Raw genomic sequence first — 18,041 nt, forward strand, 5'->3', positions numbered from 1 at the left:
TTATCATTTTTGGATTGAATTATTAAAGGATTTATAATCATTGACTTGGTAAGACGAGTTTATCTTTCAAGCCAATATTATATTTGAAAAAGAAATAATTTTAAATCGGGATTGGCTTCACCCATAACTCAAAGCTCTGCTTTGAAAATAAAAAACACCACTTACAAATTCCAGAAATCAAACTAATACAAAAGCTCAATATTAATTCGGGATTGGCTTCGCCCATCCCTCAAAGCTCCGCTTTGAAAATAGTTCAAACAAAAAAACGCTCAAGCAAGCTTGGCGTTTTTTCTTATTGAACTATTTATTCGTGACCACGGAGGGATTCAAACCCCCGACCGCTGGAGCCGAAATCCAGTGCTCTATTCAGCTGAGCTACGTGGCCTAATGTCATGAAAGTTTTTGTTTAACAATCGTTGATATGGTTTTTCCATCAGCTTGACCAGCCAATTCTTTAGAAACTATACCCATAACCTTGCCCATATCTTGCATACCGGTTACACCTAAAGCATCAATAGTTTGTACCACAACTTTTTCAATTTCTTCTTCGGTTAATTGCTCTGGTAAAAACTTTTCTATAACCGCAATCTGAGCCAATTCTGGCTCCGCTAAATCTGCTCTTCCCTGTTCTTGAAATATGGCAGCACTATCTTTACGTTGTTTTACTAATTTTTGAACGAGTTTAATTTCATCTTCTTCAGATAACTCACCTTCTGCACCTTTATCAGTTTTTGCTAATAAAATTGCTGATTTTATGGCACGTAACGATTCTAAAGCCACACTATTTTTAGCTTTCATTGCGGCTTTCATTTCTTCCATCACCTTGGCTTGCAGACTCATTTTCATATATTTTAAGGCTGCGAAGATAAAAAATAAAACCCGAAAGCATTAGATGCTTTCGGGTTTACCCTTTAGTATAATAATTATGAAAATGTTCTTTCTTATTAATCTACATTATCATGTAGAAAAGAGTTGTTAGATCGTAGTTGAATTTCATCATTACTATCTTCACTTAAGCTAGTTCTAGACACCTTGCCTTCTCTAGAACCTTCTTCTAAATTCACACCTTGTCTTTTGTAAGCGGGTTGCTTTTCAATTTCATCAATACTGTTCACGTTATTTTTGAACTTGTAGTTGAAATCTTTTAATTTTTTTCTTCGTTCATCAGCACGTTCTTTAAGCATTTCGCTTATTGGACTATTCATTGGATCTATTTCTCCGCTTGTATTTTCATCTCCTAAAGATGAGGCTTTTGGTTGAACTGTTTTCTTTTCAAAAACCAATTCATCTTCTAATAAAACAGGATCATGCGTTTCTGCGACTGATTTTGCACCAGTCAACTTTTGCTCAAGTTCCATATATTCTTGAAGGTCGTAACGTTTTTCACCTTGTTTTTCATATTCTAAAACTGGTGCTACCTCAATAAACTCATTGACCTCCATATCTTTTATATCATCAGTTAAGTCAAAAGTTACAGTGTTTGGTTTTTCGCTTTCAACTTCATTTAATGGCATATCAAAGCTTAATGTAATTTGCTCTTCTGACTTTTCTATTGGAGATAGTATTTCTGCATCTTTAACTTCAATATTAAAAATGTCTTTACTTTCTATAATAATAAAATCGTCTTCTTTGACTGGCTTTACATCAATTTTTTCTTCAACTGTTTTAGTTTGCACGGCAACTTCTTCGTAATTCACAAAAAAGTTTCTGATATAATCAGTAGTTGGAATTAAATCTGACTGTTTTTGAGGTGATTCTTTTGGTTCCTCTAATTGATGTTTAATCACTGGTTCATCTTGCAGCGGCTGATTAATATCAAACTTTTTAATTTGAGTTTCTGCGCCACTTAAATCATGAACAGCTCTTTGTTCATCTTCAAGGGTGTGTATTATTTTTTTTGATTCAGTATTAACAATATCATCTTGTTGGTCTACATTAAAACCCGTAGCAATTACAGTAACCGCTACTGCATCTCCAAGGTTTTCATCTTCACCAACCCCCATAATAATATTGGCACTATGACCAGCCTCTATTTGAATATGGTCATTTATTTCACCAATTTCATCGATGGTAATTTCTTCTGTACCAGAAACAATTAATAACAATACGTTCTTAGCTCCCGTAATCTTATTATCATTTAATAATGGTGAGTCTAGGGCTTTCATAATTGCTTCGTTTGCTCTGGAAGAACCTGAAGCTTGTGCAGAACCCATTATAGCTGTACCGCTATTAGACAGTACCGTTTTGGCGTCTCTAAGGTCAATATTTTGTGTGTAGTGGTGAGTAATTACTTCCGCTATTCCACGTGCGGCAGTTGCTAAAACTTCATCTGCCTTAGAAAAGCCTGCTTTAAACCCTAAATTACCGTATACCTCTCTAAGCTTATTATTATTAATAACAATTAATGAGTCTACATTAGCACGTAATTTCTCAATACCCAACTGAGCTTGTTTACAACGCATTGAACCCTCAAATTGAAATGGCGTTGTTACAATACCTACAGTTAAAATATCCATATCTCTTGCTACTTTAGCAATAACAGGCGCAGCTCCGGTACCTGTTCCACCACCCATGCCGGCGGTTATAAATGCCATTTTAGTTGAAGACTCAAGCATGCCCTTTATATCTTCCATACTTTCAATAGCCGCTTGTTCACCAACATCCGGATTTGCACCGGCACCCAAACCTTCTGTAAGTGAAACACCTAATTGAATTTTATTGGGCACTTGACTATTTTGTAAAGCTTGAGAATCAGTGTTACATACCACAAAATCAACGCCAACAATACCGGCTTGAAACATGTAGTTGATGGCATTACTACCGCCACCGCCAACACCAATAACTTTGATTACGTTGCTCTTGTTTTTAGGAAGGTCAAATGCAATGTTATCTAGTTCGTTACTCTTACTCATAATTTTTTCTTTTGTAGGGTTCTATGCTTTATTTACTCTGCGTTATCTAAAAATTCTTTTAGTTTTTCTGACCATTTGTCAAAAATTGACTTACGTTGCCCAAATCGTACGTCAGCTTTCTGCGTAGCCTCTTCACCTGCCACTACCTTTTCTGGCTCAGTATCTTCTATAATTTGTTCTGGCTGGGTCTTTTTATGTTCCGTTTCAATTGATTTCATAAGCAAGCCAATAGCGGTTGCATACACCGGGCTCGCTATATCGTCATCTGTGTCACCTGCTAAATGCTCGTTTGGATAACCAATACGCGTATCCATTCCAGTGATGTATTCTACCAATTGTTTTAAATGCTTTAATTGGCTACCACCACCAGTTAATACAATACCTGCAATTAGTTTCTTCTTTTGTTCCTCGTGACCGTAATTTTTGATTTCTACATACACCTGTTCAATTATTTCAACAACACGGGCATGTATTATTTTAGCTAGGTTTTTAAGGGTAATTTCTTTTGGTTCTCTACCTCTTAGTCCAGGAATAGAGACAATCTCATTGTCTTTATTTTCTCCAGGCCATGCGGAACCAAATTTAATTTTGAGTAGTTCGGCTTGTTTTTCAATTATCGAACAACCTTCTTTAATGTCTTCTGTAATTACATTACCACCAAATGGAATAACGGCGGTATGGCGAATAATACCATCTTTAAAAATTGCTAAATCTGTTGTACCACCACCTATATCTATAAGGGCTACACCTGCTTCTTTTTCTTCTTGGCTCAATACTGCATCAGCAGATGCTAAAGGTTCTAGGGTGATATTACCCATTTGTAGACCGGCACTTTTTATGCATCTACCAATATTTTTAATAGAAGATACTTGCCCAACCACTACATGAAAATTGGCTTCTAAACGGCCACCATACATTCCCATTGGGTGTTTAATTTCTGCTTGACCATCTACACGATATTCTTGCGGTAGCACATGTATAATTTCTTCACCAGGTAACATAACCAACTTGTACACCTGGTTACATAGCTTATCTAAATCATTATCATTGATAACCTCCTCGGCATCTGCACGTGTTATATAATCGCTATGTTGAAGGCTTCTGATATGTTGACCGGCAATACCAACAACAACAGAACCTATTTTTAAACCAGCATCTAATTCTGCTTGCTCAACCGCAATCTGAATAGATTCTATAGTTTGCGTAATATTATTTACTACACCACGGTGAACTCCAAGGCTTTTGCTTTTACCCATGCCAAGAATCTCAATTTTACCGTATTCGTTTTCTTGACCAATGATGGCCACTATTTTAGTGGTACCTATATCTAGTCCTACTGAATATTTTGCCTGTTCCATACTTATTTTTTTGTGCAAACCACTTGGTTATCAAATTCTAAACTAACTGTTGTATACTGTGTTAAGGTTTTGTCTTTTTTTGCTTTTAGATAAAAGGCCATGAAATTTTTAAATTTTTGATTTAAATCTTCCACGCCACCTAAGCGCAATTCAAAAGCATCTACTCGTAATTTCAACAAGTAGCTTCCTATATCTTCAATATGAATGCCTACTACATTTTTTCGTAGAAAATCATCTTGATTTATATACTCCAATATTTCATAACAGTCTTTAAGCGCTTCACCAGAAACTTTACCCGTTATTAACGGTACCCTAGCTGAATGAAATTTTGACAAAGGCATTTGTTTGCCTGAATCATCCAGATAAAAACTAGACCCAACTTCAATTCTAGCAATTGGTTTTTTTAGTTCAATTTCTGAGATAAGCTCCCCATTTACAGTTAGGTAGACTTGAGCTTGCTTAACCATAGCGTTGGTTTCTATAACCTCCTCTATAGTATTCAAAACTATTGCATCTCTAGACTGGTTTTTTACGCTTCCATGATTTTGTATTAACATTTTATTAACCGCGTCTTCGGTTAAATACAAGTTGTTGTCACCCAAAAACTTAATCTCAATATCTTCGATTTCTTTTTTCGCTGATCTATAGTTCGAAAAACCGTACAGACCTACAATTATGAACGCAAGCACAATTACCTTTAGGGGTGTCCAATTAATTTTCATAAGTCAATTGTTTTGTGAGTTTTACAATCTCTTGACCAATATCACCGGCACCTAGCATTGCATAAACTCCAGTTCTGTTTGCATTTATTTCATTGAATAATTCTTCTTTTGATACCAACTTTTTATCGCTTTTTGAAATTTTACCTAGCAACCATTCAGAAGTAATACCAGAAATTGGTTCCTCTCTAGCGGGATAAATATCTAAAAGTCTAACAGTGTCAAAAGCAGAAAGCGAAGCGGCAAATTCATCTGCAAAATCTCTTGTACGTGAAAATAGATGTGGTTGAAAAATTACATTTAATTTTAAGCTCGGATGCACATCTGTTAAAGCCTGATAAACAGCATTTATTTCTGTTGGATGATGCGCATAATCATCTATTAGCACAAAATTTTCCTCTTTAATACGATAAGAAAATCTACGCTGCACACCTTTAAAACTTTCTAAACCTTCAACAAGGCGGTCAATCGGGGTTTTGGTTTCAACCGCCATTGTAAAAGCTGCAAGAGCATTTAGCAAATTATGTTCACCTGGTTTATTAAATTTTACATTTTCAATAAGTTGCTTAGGCGTTTTTATATCAAACACATAAGAACCATTTTCTACACGTTTATTTTTAATGGAATAGTCAGAATTATCTTCAATACCATAGGTAATCCCTTTTATAGGAAGTCCATTACGCACAATTAGGTTACCTGCTTCTTCAATTTTATTAGCAAACTCATGAAACGAAGCAATTAATTCGCTATGCGAACCATAAATATCTAGATGATCAGCATCCATGGAAGTAATGCATGCTATGTTAGGGGATAGCTTTAAAAATGACCTATCAAATTCATCAGCTTCGACAACAGAAACTTCGTCACCCCTAAATACATAGTTACTATTAAAATCTTCAGAAATACCTCCTAAAAAGGCCGTGATGGGAATATTAGCTGTAGCTAATAAATGGGCCAAAATAGAAGACGTTGTTGTTTTACCATGAGTACCTGCAACCGCATAGCAAAAAGTGTCTTGAGTGATTAGCCCTAAAACTTCTGACCTTTTTTTAACTACAAAATTGTTATCTAAAAAGTAGTTTAGTTCACTATGGTTTTTAGGAACAGCGGGTGTATACACCACAAGCGTATCTTCTGATGACTTAAATTCATCTGGAATAAATTCAACAGTATCAGCAAAATGAATATTAACACCTATTTTTTTTAAGTCATTGGTAAGGGGTGTAGCAGTCTTATCATAACCCGCTACTTTCTTATGTATTTCTACAAAATAACGGGCAAGTGCAGACATGCCAATACCCCCGACACCAATAAAATAGACACTATTAAACTTTGCTAAATTCAAACTAATTACGCTATTATTTTTTCAATTTCATCTACGATATGAGCGGTTGCCATAGGCAACGCCAAATCTTTAATATTCTCTTTTAATTTTTCTTGTTTTTCGGTTGATTGCACTAAATCTTCAAAGGTTGTTTTAAACAAGGCCTCCAAATCATTTTCTTTAAGCATAAGGGCAGCATTTTTTTCAACTAAAGCTTCTGCATTTTTTGTTTGATGGTCTTCTGCCACATTTGGCGATGGTATAAACAATGTTGGCTTACCCACAATACATAATTCTGAAACAGAGCCCGCACCTGCTCTAGATATAATAAAGTCCGCTGCCGAGTACGCATAGTCCATTCTATTTAAAAAGGCAACAACCTTTACATCAGTAGCATTGTAATTTTTATACTCTTCATAGTAAAGCTTACCGCACTGCCATAAAACTTGTAGCCCTAAGGACTTAAAAAAGGGTAGTTCTTTTTCTATGAGCTGATTTACTCTTCTTGCACCAAGACTACCACCTAAAACTAATAAGATTGGTTGTTTTGAAGACAATTGAAATTGTGAGGCTGCAGATTCTTTATCCACTTGGGTTTCGTAAATATCTGTTCTTACAGGATTACCTGTTAATAGCACCTTATCACTAGGAAAAAACTTTTCCATTCCTTCATAGGCTACAAAAATCTTTTCAGCTTTTGCCGCTGATAGTTTGTTGGTGATACCTGCAAAAGAATTCTGTTCTTGCAGAACGTAAGGCACTTTCGACCAAGCAGCAGCTTTCATAGTGGGCCCACTTGCAAACCCACCCGTACCGATAGCTACATCTGGTTTAAATTGTTTTAGTATACTACGTGCCTTAATCAAACTATGAACTAATTTTATGGGAAACAATACGTTTCTCAATGTTAATTTTCGTTGTAAACCACTTATCCACAAGCCCTTTATTTTATATCCTGCTTGGGGTACTTTCTCCATTTCCATTTTATCTTTTGCTCCAACAAACAAGAACTCCGCATTTTTATGACGCTTTTTTAGTTCATTTGCTATAGCAACCGCCGGATAAATATGCCCTCCTGTGCCTCCTCCAGATATAATGAATCTATAATTGCGCACTTAATACTTCTAAAGGGTTACTATCATCTATTTTAGCCTCTGGTTGTTCTTCTTCTTCTTTTTTCTCACTAGCACTCAGAATAATTCCGATAGCCATACATGTCATCCAAATAGAAGTACCCCCTTTGCTTATAAAAGGTAATGGTTGGCCCGTTGTTGGAAAAAGTCCAACAGCTACAGCCATATGTACCAATGCTTGAAAAACAATTGGTAAGCCCACACCTATTACTAACAATTTTGAAAAAATCGATTTTGTAGAATTTGCTATGACCAAAATTCTAAACAATAAAAGCAGGTAAAAGAAAAGCAGTGCAAAACCACCTATTAAACCATACTCCTCTATAATTACTGCAAATATGAAATCTGACTCACTTTCTGGTAACAAGTTTTTCATTACACTTTTACCCGCACCTTTACCTATAATTCCACCCTCAGCTATAGCCATTTTGGCCTTATCAAGCTGCGATATATCTGCTGTATTTATCTCTTCTGCCGGATTAATAAATTTTTCAATACGGCCTTTCCATGTTAATGCACGTGAAAACGGAATAGCATCAGAAGGCATTTTTAGTAACGTAAAAAAGAACATTCCGCCAATAAGCAAACCTGTACCTACTATTCGAAGCAAATATTTTAAAGGATAACCGCCTAAAAAGCATAGCAAAAATGCCATGAATCCTACTATGAATGCCGTTGAAAAGTTAGCCGGTAATATCAACCCCACAACCAAAGCAATTGGCAACCAAAGCGGCAAAATACTCTCAGCAAACGTTATTTTTTTATCCTTGATTTTACTTAAGTATCTCGCAATCCAAACCATTAAAACTACTGAAGCAAGTGTAGAGGTTTGAAAACGTATACCCACAAAGGGTATAGGAATCCAACGATTAGCTTCAACACCACCAATTTCTGTCTTAACTGTTAGCGTATAGGCTAATAACAGCAATACAATAGGCAGCGCAATTAACGAAAGACCTTTAAAATAATGGGTTGGAACTCTATGCACCGTATAAACAATGGCAAAACCCAAAACCCATAACATAGCATGTTTAAACATTTGTACACCAAACGAACCTCCGTCAGAAAAAACAATTTTAGTTATAGCGCTATATACTGGTAAAAATGAAAATACAGCCATTAGGGCCAGTATGCCCCAAACAGCTTTATCTCCTCTTAAGCCTTTGACCAGTTTATACATTTATTTATAATTTTCTAATTGCAGCTTTAAATTGATTTCCTCTATCCTCGTAGTTTTCAAATAAATCGAAACTTGCACAAGCCGGAGATAATAAAACAGTATCTCCTCGTTCAGAGATTTTATATGCCATACCAACAGCTTCATTCATAGAAGAGGCTTCCACAATAAAGTCAATTACATTTCCAAAAGTTTCTTTCAGTTTTGTATTATCTACACCCAAACATATGATTGCTTTAACCTTTTCTCTAACCATTGGCATTAATGAGGTATAATCATTACCCTTATCAACCCCACCTACAATCCAAACAATTGGCTTTTGCATACCATCTAAAGCAAAATAGGTGGCATTAACATTGGTAGCTTTTGAATCGTTTATGTACTGCACATGGTTAATTCGCAACACTTTTTCTAAACGGTGTGGCGCCCCTTGAAAAGACTGGATACTCTGACGAATTGTCTCTTTTCTTACTCTCACTAACATCGCTGCCATACTAGCAGCCATAGCATTCTTTACATTGTGCTGCCCTTCTAAAGGCAAAATATCTGTACTCATTTCAAAGGTTTTAGGTTGTAGTTTTATTTTAATTGTTTGGTTCTCTAACCAAGCTCCGTATTCTTGTTTTTTAGTCAATGAAAACGGAACTAATTTTGATTGAATAGGATGTCTAGCTAACCAACTTGTTATCACTTCATCATCAGCATCATAAATCAGGTAATCATTCTCATCTTGATTAAGTGCGATTCTGAACTTAGAAGCGATGTAGTTTTCAAACTTATACTCGTAACGATCTAAATGATCCGGTGTAATGTTTGTTAGCACCGCAACTTTTGGTTTAAAATCTTTTATCCCATCTAACTGAAAGCTGCTGATTTCTAACACGTAGTGAGACAACTCATTTTCAGCCACCATTCTAGCATAGCTGTCACCTATATTACCTGCCATACCTACATTAAGCTCTTCTGACTGCAACAAATGATTGGTTAACATTGTTGTAGTTGTTTTACCGTTGCTACCAGTTATTCCTATTATAGTGGCATCTGTAAATTTTGAAGCAAACTCAATCTCTGAGATAACTTTAATATTGTTTTCCTTCAGTTGTTTTACCAATGGAACTTTGTCTGGTATACCAGGACTCTTCATTACTACATCAGCATCTAAAATTTTAGCTACCGTATGTTGGTTTTCTTCCCATTCAATTTCAAAATGTTCAAGAACGTTTTTATATTCTTTTTGAATTTTGCCTTTATCAGAGACAAAAACTTCATATCCTTTTTTTAATCCTAAAATGGCTGTACCTACTCCACTCTCTCCTGCACCAAGAACCACCAGTTTTTTCATCCTATCGTATTTTAAGCGTAACAATGCTTACAATTGCCAATAAGATTCCTATAATCCAAAATCGGGTTACGATTTTACTTTCGTGATATAATTTTTTCTGATAATGATGATGTAAAGGAGCCATTAAAAAAATGCGTTTACCCTCACCGTATTTTTTCTTGGTATGTTTGAAATACCCTACCTGAAGCATAACCGATAAGCTCTCTGCGAAGAAGATTCCGCAAAGCACAGGTATTAGTAATTCTTTTCTAACAATAATTGCTATTACGGCAATTATTCCACCTATTGTTAAACTACCTGTATCACCCATAAACACTTGAGCAGGAAAGGTGTTATACCACAAAAATCCTATAAGAGCTCCAATAAATGCACCTATAAAAATTACCAACTCACCAACTCTTGGTATGTAAAAAATATCGAGGTACGATGAAAACTGAATATTACCCGAAACCCAGGCAAATATGGCTAAGGTTACTGCTATAATTGCTGATGAACCCGCCGCCAAACCATCTATACCATCAGTAAGATTAGCACCATTAGATACTGCTGTTACAATAAGAATCACCACCGGTATAAAGATTAGCCATGCATAGGATTCTAAACCTTCACCCATCCAAGAAATAAAGTCAGCATAATCAAGCTCATTATCCTTAAAAAATGGCATATTGGTTCGTACTGCCTTAACTTCTTCACCAAATACTTTTTCAACTTTAAATTCTTGGGTTATGGTTGTAGCATCTTTTTCTTTGATAGTTACCTGTGGATGAAAATAGAGTACGGTACCCACGATTAAGCCAAGAACAACCTGACCCATTACTTTAAACTTACCTTTTAACCCCTGCTTGTCTTTTTTAAAAATTTTAATGTAATCATCTATAAAACCAATGGTTCCCATCCAAACCGTAGTTATGATTAAGAGAATAACATAGATATTAGTTAAGTTCCCAAACAGTAAAACAGGAATTAAGGTTGACATTATTATGATGATACCACCCATGGTTGGGGTTCCCGCTTTTTGCTTTTGCCCTTCTAAGCCTAAGTCTCTAACGGTCTCACCTATCTGCTTTTTCTGAAGGAATAAAATGATTCTTTTACCATAAACCATTGCAATAAGCAATGATAAAATCACAGCCATACCTGCTCTAAAAGTTAAAAACCTAAAAAGCGATGCCCCCGGTAATTGGTAAACTTCCTCTAAGTATTCAAACAAATGATATAGCATGGTTGGTTGGTTATTTTTCCAGTTCTTTTAGTGCTGATTTAACTTCGTTAAAGTCGTCGAATTCTGTTCTTACTCCGTTAGATTCTTGATAAGTTTCATGGCCTTTACCTGCCACAAGAATAATATCATGAGCTAGTGCCAGTTTGCAAGCTGTGCGTATAGCTTGCTTTCTATTTTCAATGGCAATCACCTTTTTTACATTTTGGGGTTCTACGCCAGCTTCCATCTCTTCAATTATTGCAGAGGGGGATTCACTGCGAGGGTTGTCAGAAGTAAAAATGGCTTGGTTACTCATTTCTGAAGCTATATGACCCATAACCGGACGCTTAGACTTGTCTCTATCACCACCACACCCCACTACGGTGATGACGTTTTCATTTCCAGTCCTCAACGAGTTAATTGTACTTAACACGTTTTTTAATGCATCCGGCGTATGGGCATAGTCAACTATTGCCGTTATTTTACTTTCTGAAGTAAAATGCTGAAATCTGCCAGTTACGGTTTCTAACTGACTTATCAATTGCAGAATTTCAATTTTTTCTAGACCTAATAATATGGCTGTAGCATAGATTGCCAAAACATTATAAGCGTTGAAATCTCCTATAAGTTTTGACCAAATTTCACTATCATCAATCTTAAGCAATTGCCCATCTAATTGATGCTCTAAAATTTGGGCTCTAAAATCTGCGAAAGATTTTAGAGCGTAGGTATTCTTTTTAGCTCTAGTATTTTGCAGCATCACCATCCCATTCTTATCATCTAAATTGGTTAATGCGAAGGATGATTTAGGCAAATCATCAAACAATACTTTTTTAGTATCTCTATACTCAGCAAAAGTTTTATGATAATCTAAATGGTCATGAGTTAAATTGGTAAAAACAGCACCTTCAAAAAACAATCCTTTAGTACGTTTTTGATGAATGCCATGAGAGCTTACCTCCATAAAGCAAAACTCAACGCCCTCTTCATTCATCAAACCCAAATACTTATTTATGGTTAAAGAATCTGGAGTGGTATGTGTTGTGGGATATGCTTTATCATCTACCAAAATCTTAATGGTAGAAATTAATCCAACCTTGTACCCTGCTTTTTTAAATAAATTGTAGAGTAAAGTAGAAACTGTTGTTTTGCCATTAGTACCCGTTACTCCAACTAATTTTAGGTTTTTAGAAGGTGTATTATAAAAATTACTAGCCATTATAGCTAGAGCAGCAGCGCTATCTTCGACTTTAACATAGGTGACACCATTCACTAAAATTTCTGGCAAGTTTTCACAAATAACTGTATTTGCACCAGCATTTAAAGCCTGTTGAATATAGTTGTGACCATCTGTCAATAATCCTTTTACAGCTACAAAAACATCATCAAAAGCCACTTTACGAGAATCAAATTGAATCTCGTTCACCATAATATTGGTATCACCATTCACTACAGAAAGGCTAACCCCAAACAATATGTCTTTTAATGACTTCATGAAAGTTTTAATACTATTTTATCTACATCTTTTAAAGCAGTTCCAGAATTCACTGATTGCTCTACCACTTTGCCGTTACCTCTTACCTCTACTTTAAGACCAAGATTTTCAAGAATTGAGACTGCATCCATTCCACTCATACCTTTTAAATTAGGTACAGTGCTATGGTTTTTACGCATTTGAACAAAGTAGGATTCGTAGGTATGGTCTAACTTTTCATCTTTCTGATGCGCAACTTGAACCTCATCCACAGTGGGCGACGAGCGATATATTTTTTGAGCCATTGATTTAAAAACGGGTCCGGCAACCTCTGCACCATATTTACCTTTTTCTTGGTTAGGCTCATGAATTACAACAATGCAGGAATACTGTGGGTTTTCTGCCGGAAAATATCCTACAAAAGATGAAATATAATCACGCTCTTCTGCATTTGCCCAATAATTCTTCCAACATGTACCTGTTTTACCAGCCATTGAAAAATTGGGGTCGTACAGCGCATGGCCAGTACCGTTCTTTTTTGTGATAACATATTTTAATAAATCTTGAGCTACCCCAATATTCTCTTTTGAGGCAATTCTATCTAACAAGACTTCTTTTTCAAATTGCTTTTCAACCTTATTACCTACTCTAGCAGTTTCAATAAAACGAGGTTTAACCATTTCACCATCATTTGCAATGGCATTGTAAAAAGTTAAGGTTTGCAGTGGTGTTAACGCAACTTCATAACCATGAGACATCCACGCTAGAGAAAGTCCAGACCAGCCTTTTTCTCCAGGCTGTCTTATCACAGGTTTACCCTCACCAACTATTGGTAGGTCTAATTTTTCATGTAGTCCCCAACGCATTAAATGATTGACAAACTTCTGTGGATTTTCCTTATAATTTTCATGAATTATTTGCGCAAAAACAGTATTAGAAGAAACCGTAAAGCCTTCTGCTACAGAAATTTCTCCGTAACCTCCCCAACGCGAGTCTTTAACACGCTTATTGTAAACCTTCCATCTACCCTTGTGCGTATCAAAAACAGTGGTAGTATCTACCAGTTCATCTTCAAGAGCAGAAAGTAGCGATGCCATTTTAAAGGTAGAACCTGGCTCATGAGACTCCCAAACCGCATAATTTCGAAGCTCTACATAATTACCTTTTGCATTTCTACCTAAATTTGCAATGGCTTTAACAGCACCTGTTTCCACCTCCATAACCACAACACAACCATGGTCTGCGTTATAAGCCTCTAATTGTTTTTTTAATTCAAAATGCGCTATATCTTGTATATTGGTATTGATAGTTGAAACAATATCCATCCCATCTTTTGGCTCAATAATATTGTTTACGCTTACCGGTTTCCAAACGTTACCCCCGCCTGATTTACGCTCCCATCGTTGACCAACTACGCCGCTTAAAAAGTCTTTACCAAAAGCACCATCTAACCCAACACGAATACTATCGCCATTTTCGGTTAATTTTTCATAGCCTATACTACGCCAAGCAATCTCACCTAAAGGATATTCTCTAACCACTTTGTAATCAGAAATCATTCCGCCCGTAACTTGAGACCTCTTAAACATTGGAAAAGTCTTTAAACGAGCATAGTCAGGATAATCTAGATTTTTAGCAATCAATACATAACGTTTTCCTGCATTTCTGGCCTTTCTGAACTTTTGCTTGTAGAAAGATGCTGGTTTTTTAAACATTACCCCTAAAGAATCACATAAACCTGTTAACTCTTTTTCCCAGACATTAGCAGAAGGTGTAATAGGGTCAAAATGAACTGAATACTTAGGAATTGATGAAGCCAATAAACTACCATCATCAGAGAAAATATTTCCTCTTATAGACGGAATACTATTTACCCTTTCGGTCTTTTGAAGTGCCAGCAACTTTAATTCACCGCCCTCAACTGCAGCAATGCTAATTAGTCTAAACACTACCATACCCATTAATAGAATGAGCAACCCAGCAACTAGGTACAAACGGCTCATTATATTTTTTTCGGTAATTGGCATACTATTTATTTTTTAACTATAATTTTATGTGGCGGCACATTAGAAGCTTTTAAACCTCTGTCAACCACTTTTTGAGTTAAACTTGACTCCATTTTTAATTGCTGAACAGACCTTCTGTTTGCAAAAAATGAACTTCGCAATCCGTTGATTTCTTTTTTCAGTTTTTCAATCTTATGCACTTTTTGGTCCGCTTGATGACTACTAGAAATCATCATAACAGCTAAAAGCGAAGCAAAAAGGATAAAACGCCAATTTTTAGGCGCATCTCCACTGACTAGGAATTTTGCTTTTAATATGTCTAAGAGTCCTTTTTTCATTTTAAAGCTTTTCAGCGATTCTCAATTTTGCACTACGTGCTCTATTATTTCGTTTAATTTCCTCGGCAGAAGGAACAATTAGCCCACCAACTTTTTTAAAGGGTACGTCTATATTTCCGTAAAAATCTTTTTCAGCAACACCATCAAATTTTCCTTCACGTATGAACCTTTTTACTAGTCTATCTTCTAAAGAGTGATAACTAATCACACTTAACCTTCCACCTTGTTTAAGAAGCGATGGGGACTGTTCTAAAAACGCTTTTAAAACTTCAACCTCTTCATTAACCTCAATTCTAATTGCCTGAAAAAGTTGTGCTAATATTTTATTCTCTCTGTTTTTAGGAAGAAATCTTTTTAAAGCAATTTTTAAATCTTCTGTAGTCTTGATTGGGTTATTTTGACGTGCCTTAACCAACTCACTTGCCATTGCACGCGCAGAGCGCAATTCTCCATATTCTTTTAACACCCGTTCTAAATCTGCTTGAGCATAGGTATTAACAACATCTAGCGCACTTGTTTGAGCCCTTCTATCCATACGCATATCTAACTCAGCATCAAAACGAATTGAAAAGCCTCTTTCCGCTTCATCAAATTGATGTGAAGACACTCCAAAGTCAGCTAAAATTCCATCTACTTCAGTAATGCCATAGAACTTTAAATAGCGCTTGAGGTATCTAAAGTTTTCGTTTATCAATTGAAATCGCTCGTCTTCAATTGCATTAGCTAGAGCATCCTCATCTTGATCAAAGGCAAACAATTTGCCATTTGGCCCTAGCCTATTTAATATTTCTCTTGAATGCCCTCCACCACCAAAGGTGACATCAACATATACTCCGCCTTCAATTATATTAAGACCATCTACCGTTTCTTTTAACAGAACCGGGTCATGGTAAAATTTGTCCTCCTCCATTAAAAATTTCTTCAGAAATTTCATCATAACGCTCATCACTCATAGAGCCGAGCATTTCTTCGTATTTGGATTTATCCCAAATTTCAATCATGGTATGCGCCGCATTTAACACCACCTCTTTACCTAAGCCAATGTGGTCAAAAAGGTTTTTTGGTATCTGCATACGCCCAGATTCTTTATCTATGGCAACATCATCTTTTAAGCCAGCTGTAAATTTTCGCAACCAAATTCTAAAGTCTTTTCCTTTATTAGGATGAGACATTACCATCTTCATCATTTCATCAAACTTCTCTTGAGGGTAAAGCTCCAAACAGTCTGTATCTAATGAACGTTTAATCACAAAATCATTACCCATAAAGGGCATGAGTTTGTTCTTAAGAGATGCCGGGAGGGTTATACGCCCTTTAGCATCGGCTTTACATTCATATTGTCCAACGATTGAAGTCACTCTAACTCTGATAATTGCAATTACAGTTCAAATATGAGAAATATTTTGCAGAATTTTCCACTTTCTACCACTTTGTTAATAAATTTTCCACTTATTTTGACACAAAAATCCACTTTTGAATTTGGATTACTCGTAAATACCTGGTGTTGATTCCATTGCGAATTGCCTATATTTGCGCTCGATTTTAACCGAACTGGATGGAAGGCCAAATAACTAAAGATGGTAAATACCGTTACTTAGAGGTAGGTGAAGGAAAACCCATGATTATACTTCATGGTCTTATGGGTGGTTTAAGTAATTTTGAAGGGGTAACCCAGCACTTTCCGCCAAAAGGCTATCGGGTACTAGTACCAGAGCTACCTATTTATGACATGCCGATGTTGAAAACAACGGTTAAGAATTTTGCTAAGTTTTTAGAGGAATTTATTGAGCATAAAAAGTTAGAAGAAGTTATTCTTTTAGGAAATTCTTTAGGTGGCCATATTGGTTTATTACATACCAAAATGTTTCCAGAAAAAGTTAAGGCTTTGGTTATCACGGGTAGTTCAGGTTTGTATGAAAGTGCGATGGGTGACGGTTACCCTAAACGAGGTGACTATGAGTTTATAAAAAAGAAGGCTGAAGATGTGTTCTACGACCCAAAAGTGGCAACCAAAGAAATTGTTGATGAAGTATTTGCTACGGTTAATGATCGTATGAAATTGGTAAAAACTCTTGCTATAGCTAAAAGTGCAATTAGACACAATATGGCCAAAGATTTACCAAAAATGGATACACCCACCTGTATTATTTGGGGAAAACAAGATAATGTTACGCCGCCTAACGTTGCCGAAGAATTTCATGAATTGTTACCAGACGCTGATTTATTTTGGATTGATAAATGTGGGCATGCTCCAATGATGGAACATCCAAATGAATTCAACGAAATATTAGATTCTTGGTTAGAAAAAAGAGGTTTTTAATTTTATCTTAAAAATTTACTTCTTTTAAGTAATCGCTTATTTTTAAAAGCATATCAACGTCAACTATTCTAAAGTAGAATTATACTTATGAAAATTTCTTCTGCTGAATTTGTAATGAGCAACACAGAAGTTGCTAAGTGCCCTAAGGATCCTATTCCAGAATATGCTTTTATTGGAAGATCTAATGTGGGTAAATCATCTTTGATTAATATGTTGGTAGACAACAAAAATTTAGCAAAGACTTCTGGCAGACCTGGAAAGACACAACTAATAAATCACTTTAAAATAAATAATCAATGGTTTCTGGTTGATTTACCAGGCTATGGTTATGCACGCGTTTCTAAAAAAGAGAAGAAAACATTTCAAAAGTATATTACGCAATACTTTTTAAAAAGAACACAATTGGTAAGTGCTTTTGTATTAGTAGACATAAGACATAACCCACAGCCAATAGACCTTGAATTTATGGAGTGGCTCGGTACAAATAGTATACCGTTTGCAATTGTTTTCACAAAGGCAGATAAACTCAAAGAAACCGAAATTGAACCCCAAGTAACAAACTACGTAAACAAACTCTTAGAAGGCGTTTGGGAAGAAGCGCCTCCCTACTTTATTACGTCATCTTCTAAATATATTGGTAGAGATAGTTTGCTAAACTATATTGAAGAAATAAATGCTAGTTTAAAATAAAATTTTCTATAAATTGTATTTCAATCAATCTTAGGCTGAAATGAATT

Annotated in this window: 16 protein-coding genes and 1 tRNA gene; 2 read left to right on the forward strand and 15 right to left on the reverse strand. The window is 35.8% G+C overall.

Annotated elements, in window-relative coordinates; all coding sequences use genetic code 11:
• Positions 1-311: 311 nt before the first annotated feature.
• The 15 genes from H5V42_RS10345 to H5V42_RS15350 all read right to left on the reverse strand — a co-directional run bounded on the left by H5V42_RS10345 (position 312) and on the right by H5V42_RS15350 (position 16,342).
• Positions 312-385: transfer RNA gene (locus tag H5V42_RS10345), tRNA-Arg, on the reverse strand.
• A gap of 5 nt (positions 386-390) precedes the next feature.
• Entirely contained in the window at positions 391-840 is a 450-nt protein-coding gene (locus H5V42_RS10350) for a GatB/YqeY domain-containing protein (RefSeq protein ID WP_185783097.1), read from the reverse strand.
• Positions 841-944: 104 nt separating this feature from the next.
• Positions 945-2,912 carry a cell division protein FtsZ gene (gene ftsZ, locus H5V42_RS10355; RefSeq protein WP_185783098.1) on the reverse strand — a complete coding sequence of 656 codons (1,968 nt, stop codon included), beginning with the start codon at positions 2,910-2,912 and terminating at the stop codon, positions 945-947.
• Positions 2,913-2,944: 32 nt separating this feature from the next.
• A complete protein-coding gene (gene ftsA / locus H5V42_RS10360) occupies positions 2,945-4,270 on the reverse strand; it encodes a cell division protein FtsA (protein ID WP_185783099.1) in 1,326 nt (441 codons plus the stop codon).
• Between the two features lie 2 nt (positions 4,271-4,272).
• Positions 4,273-4,992 carry a cell division protein FtsQ/DivIB gene (locus H5V42_RS10365; RefSeq protein ID WP_185783100.1) on the reverse strand — a complete coding sequence of 240 codons (720 nt, stop codon included), beginning with the start codon at positions 4,990-4,992 and terminating at the stop codon, positions 4,273-4,275.
• Positions 4,982-6,334 carry a UDP-N-acetylmuramate--L-alanine ligase gene (murC, locus tag H5V42_RS10370; protein WP_185783101.1) on the reverse strand — a complete coding sequence of 451 codons (1,353 nt, stop codon included), beginning with the start codon at positions 6,332-6,334 and terminating at the stop codon, positions 4,982-4,984. The genes H5V42_RS10365 and murC overlap by 11 nt, the downstream gene beginning before the upstream one ends.
• Positions 6,335-6,339: 5 nt before the next feature.
• The gene (murG, locus tag H5V42_RS10375; RefSeq protein WP_185783102.1) at positions 6,340-7,428 is read right to left on the reverse strand and encodes an undecaprenyldiphospho-muramoylpentapeptide beta-N-acetylglucosaminyltransferase; all 1,089 of its coding nucleotides are present in this window, start codon (positions 7,426-7,428) and stop codon (positions 6,340-6,342) included.
• Positions 7,415-8,626, reverse strand: coding sequence for an FtsW/RodA/SpoVE family cell cycle protein (locus tag H5V42_RS10380; protein WP_185783103.1), 1,212 nt, complete (start codon positions 8,624-8,626; stop codon positions 7,415-7,417). Before H5V42_RS10380 ends, murG begins: the two co-directional genes overlap by 14 nt.
• Before the next feature lie 4 nt (positions 8,627-8,630).
• Positions 8,631-9,965: a UDP-N-acetylmuramoyl-L-alanine--D-glutamate ligase gene (gene murD, locus H5V42_RS10385; RefSeq protein ID WP_185783104.1), complete on the reverse strand. Its 1,335-nt coding sequence runs from the start codon at positions 9,963-9,965 to the stop codon at positions 8,631-8,633.
• Position 9,966: 1 nt separating this feature from the next.
• The gene (gene mraY / locus H5V42_RS10390; protein ID WP_185783105.1) at positions 9,967-11,187 is read right to left on the reverse strand and encodes a phospho-N-acetylmuramoyl-pentapeptide-transferase; all 1,221 of its coding nucleotides are present in this window, start codon (positions 11,185-11,187) and stop codon (positions 9,967-9,969) included.
• Between the two features lie 10 nt (positions 11,188-11,197).
• Entirely contained in the window at positions 11,198-12,661 is a 1,464-nt protein-coding gene (locus H5V42_RS10395; protein ID WP_185783106.1) for a UDP-N-acetylmuramoyl-L-alanyl-D-glutamate--2,6-diaminopimelate ligase, read from the reverse strand.
• A complete protein-coding gene (locus H5V42_RS10400; protein WP_313792148.1) occupies positions 12,658-14,643 on the reverse strand; it encodes a penicillin-binding protein in 1,986 nt (661 codons plus the stop codon). The genes H5V42_RS10395 and H5V42_RS10400 overlap by 4 nt, the downstream gene beginning before the upstream one ends.
• 29 nt (positions 14,644-14,672) lie before the next feature.
• Positions 14,673-14,984, reverse strand: a complete 312-nt coding sequence (locus H5V42_RS10405; RefSeq protein WP_185783108.1) for an FtsL-like putative cell division protein — start codon at positions 14,982-14,984, stop codon at positions 14,673-14,675.
• Between the two features lies 1 nt (position 14,985).
• Positions 14,986-15,894 carry a 16S rRNA (cytosine(1402)-N(4))-methyltransferase RsmH gene (gene rsmH, locus H5V42_RS10410; RefSeq protein ID WP_185783109.1) on the reverse strand — a complete coding sequence of 303 codons (909 nt, stop codon included), beginning with the start codon at positions 15,892-15,894 and terminating at the stop codon, positions 14,986-14,988.
• Complete coding sequence (locus H5V42_RS15350; RefSeq protein WP_185783110.1) at positions 15,869-16,342, reverse strand: division/cell wall cluster transcriptional repressor MraZ; 474 nt, start codon at positions 16,340-16,342, stop codon at positions 15,869-15,871. Before H5V42_RS15350 ends, rsmH begins: the two co-directional genes overlap by 26 nt.
• Before the next feature lie 197 nt (positions 16,343-16,539).
• On the opposite strand from H5V42_RS15350, the gene H5V42_RS10420 reads away from it, so the two are divergent.
• Positions 16,540-17,304 carry an alpha/beta fold hydrolase gene (locus tag H5V42_RS10420; protein ID WP_185783111.1) on the forward strand — a complete coding sequence of 255 codons (765 nt, stop codon included), beginning with the start codon at positions 16,540-16,542 and terminating at the stop codon, positions 17,302-17,304.
• Between the two features lie 87 nt (positions 17,305-17,391).
• Positions 17,392-17,994 carry a ribosome biogenesis GTP-binding protein YihA/YsxC gene (yihA, locus tag H5V42_RS10425; protein WP_185783112.1) on the forward strand — a complete coding sequence of 201 codons (603 nt, stop codon included), beginning with the start codon at positions 17,392-17,394 and terminating at the stop codon, positions 17,992-17,994.
• The last annotated feature ends 47 nt before the right edge of the window (positions 17,995-18,041 follow it).

It is taken from the genome of Croceivirga lutea, from assembly GCF_014235875.1.
Taxonomy (GTDB): domain Bacteria; phylum Bacteroidota; class Bacteroidia; order Flavobacteriales; family Flavobacteriaceae; genus Croceivirga; species Croceivirga lutea.

Coding starts and splice junctions, on each gene's coding strand:
- H5V42_RS10350 (WP_185783097.1), bottom strand. CDS start 840: ATGAGTCTGCAAGCCAAGGTGATGGAAGAAATGAAAGCCGCAATGAAA.
- ftsZ (WP_185783098.1), bottom strand. CDS start 2,912: ATGAGTAAGAGTAACGAACTAGATAACATTGCATTTGACCTTCCTAAA.
- ftsA (WP_185783099.1), bottom strand. CDS start 4,270: ATGGAACAGGCAAAATATTCAGTAGGACTAGATATAGGTACCACTAAA.
- H5V42_RS10365 (WP_185783100.1), bottom strand. CDS start 4,992: ATGAAAATTAATTGGACACCCCTAAAGGTAATTGTGCTTGCGTTCATA.
- H5V42_RS10380 (WP_185783103.1), bottom strand. CDS start 8,626: ATGTATAAACTGGTCAAAGGCTTAAGAGGAGATAAAGCTGTTTGGGGC.
- murD (WP_185783104.1), bottom strand. CDS start 9,965: ATGAAAAAACTGGTGGTTCTTGGTGCAGGAGAGAGTGGAGTAGGTACA.
- mraY (WP_185783105.1), bottom strand. CDS start 11,187: ATGCTATATCATTTGTTTGAATACTTAGAGGAAGTTTACCAATTACCG.
- H5V42_RS10395 (WP_185783106.1), bottom strand. CDS start 12,661: ATGAAGTCATTAAAAGACATATTGTTTGGGGTTAGCCTTTCTGTAGTG.
- H5V42_RS10400 (WP_313792148.1), bottom strand. CDS start 14,643: ATGAGCCGTTTGTACCTAGTTGCTGGGTTGCTCATTCTATTAATGGGT.
- H5V42_RS10405 (WP_185783108.1), bottom strand. CDS start 14,984: ATGAAAAAAGGACTCTTAGACATATTAAAAGCAAAATTCCTAGTCAGT.
- rsmH (WP_185783109.1), bottom strand. CDS start 15,894: ATGGAGGAGGACAAATTTTACCATGACCCGGTTCTGTTAAAAGAAACG.
- H5V42_RS10420 (WP_185783111.1), top strand. CDS start 16,540: ATGGAAGGCCAAATAACTAAAGATGGTAAATACCGTTACTTAGAGGTA.
- yihA (WP_185783112.1), top strand. CDS start 17,392: ATGAAAATTTCTTCTGCTGAATTTGTAATGAGCAACACAGAAGTTGCT.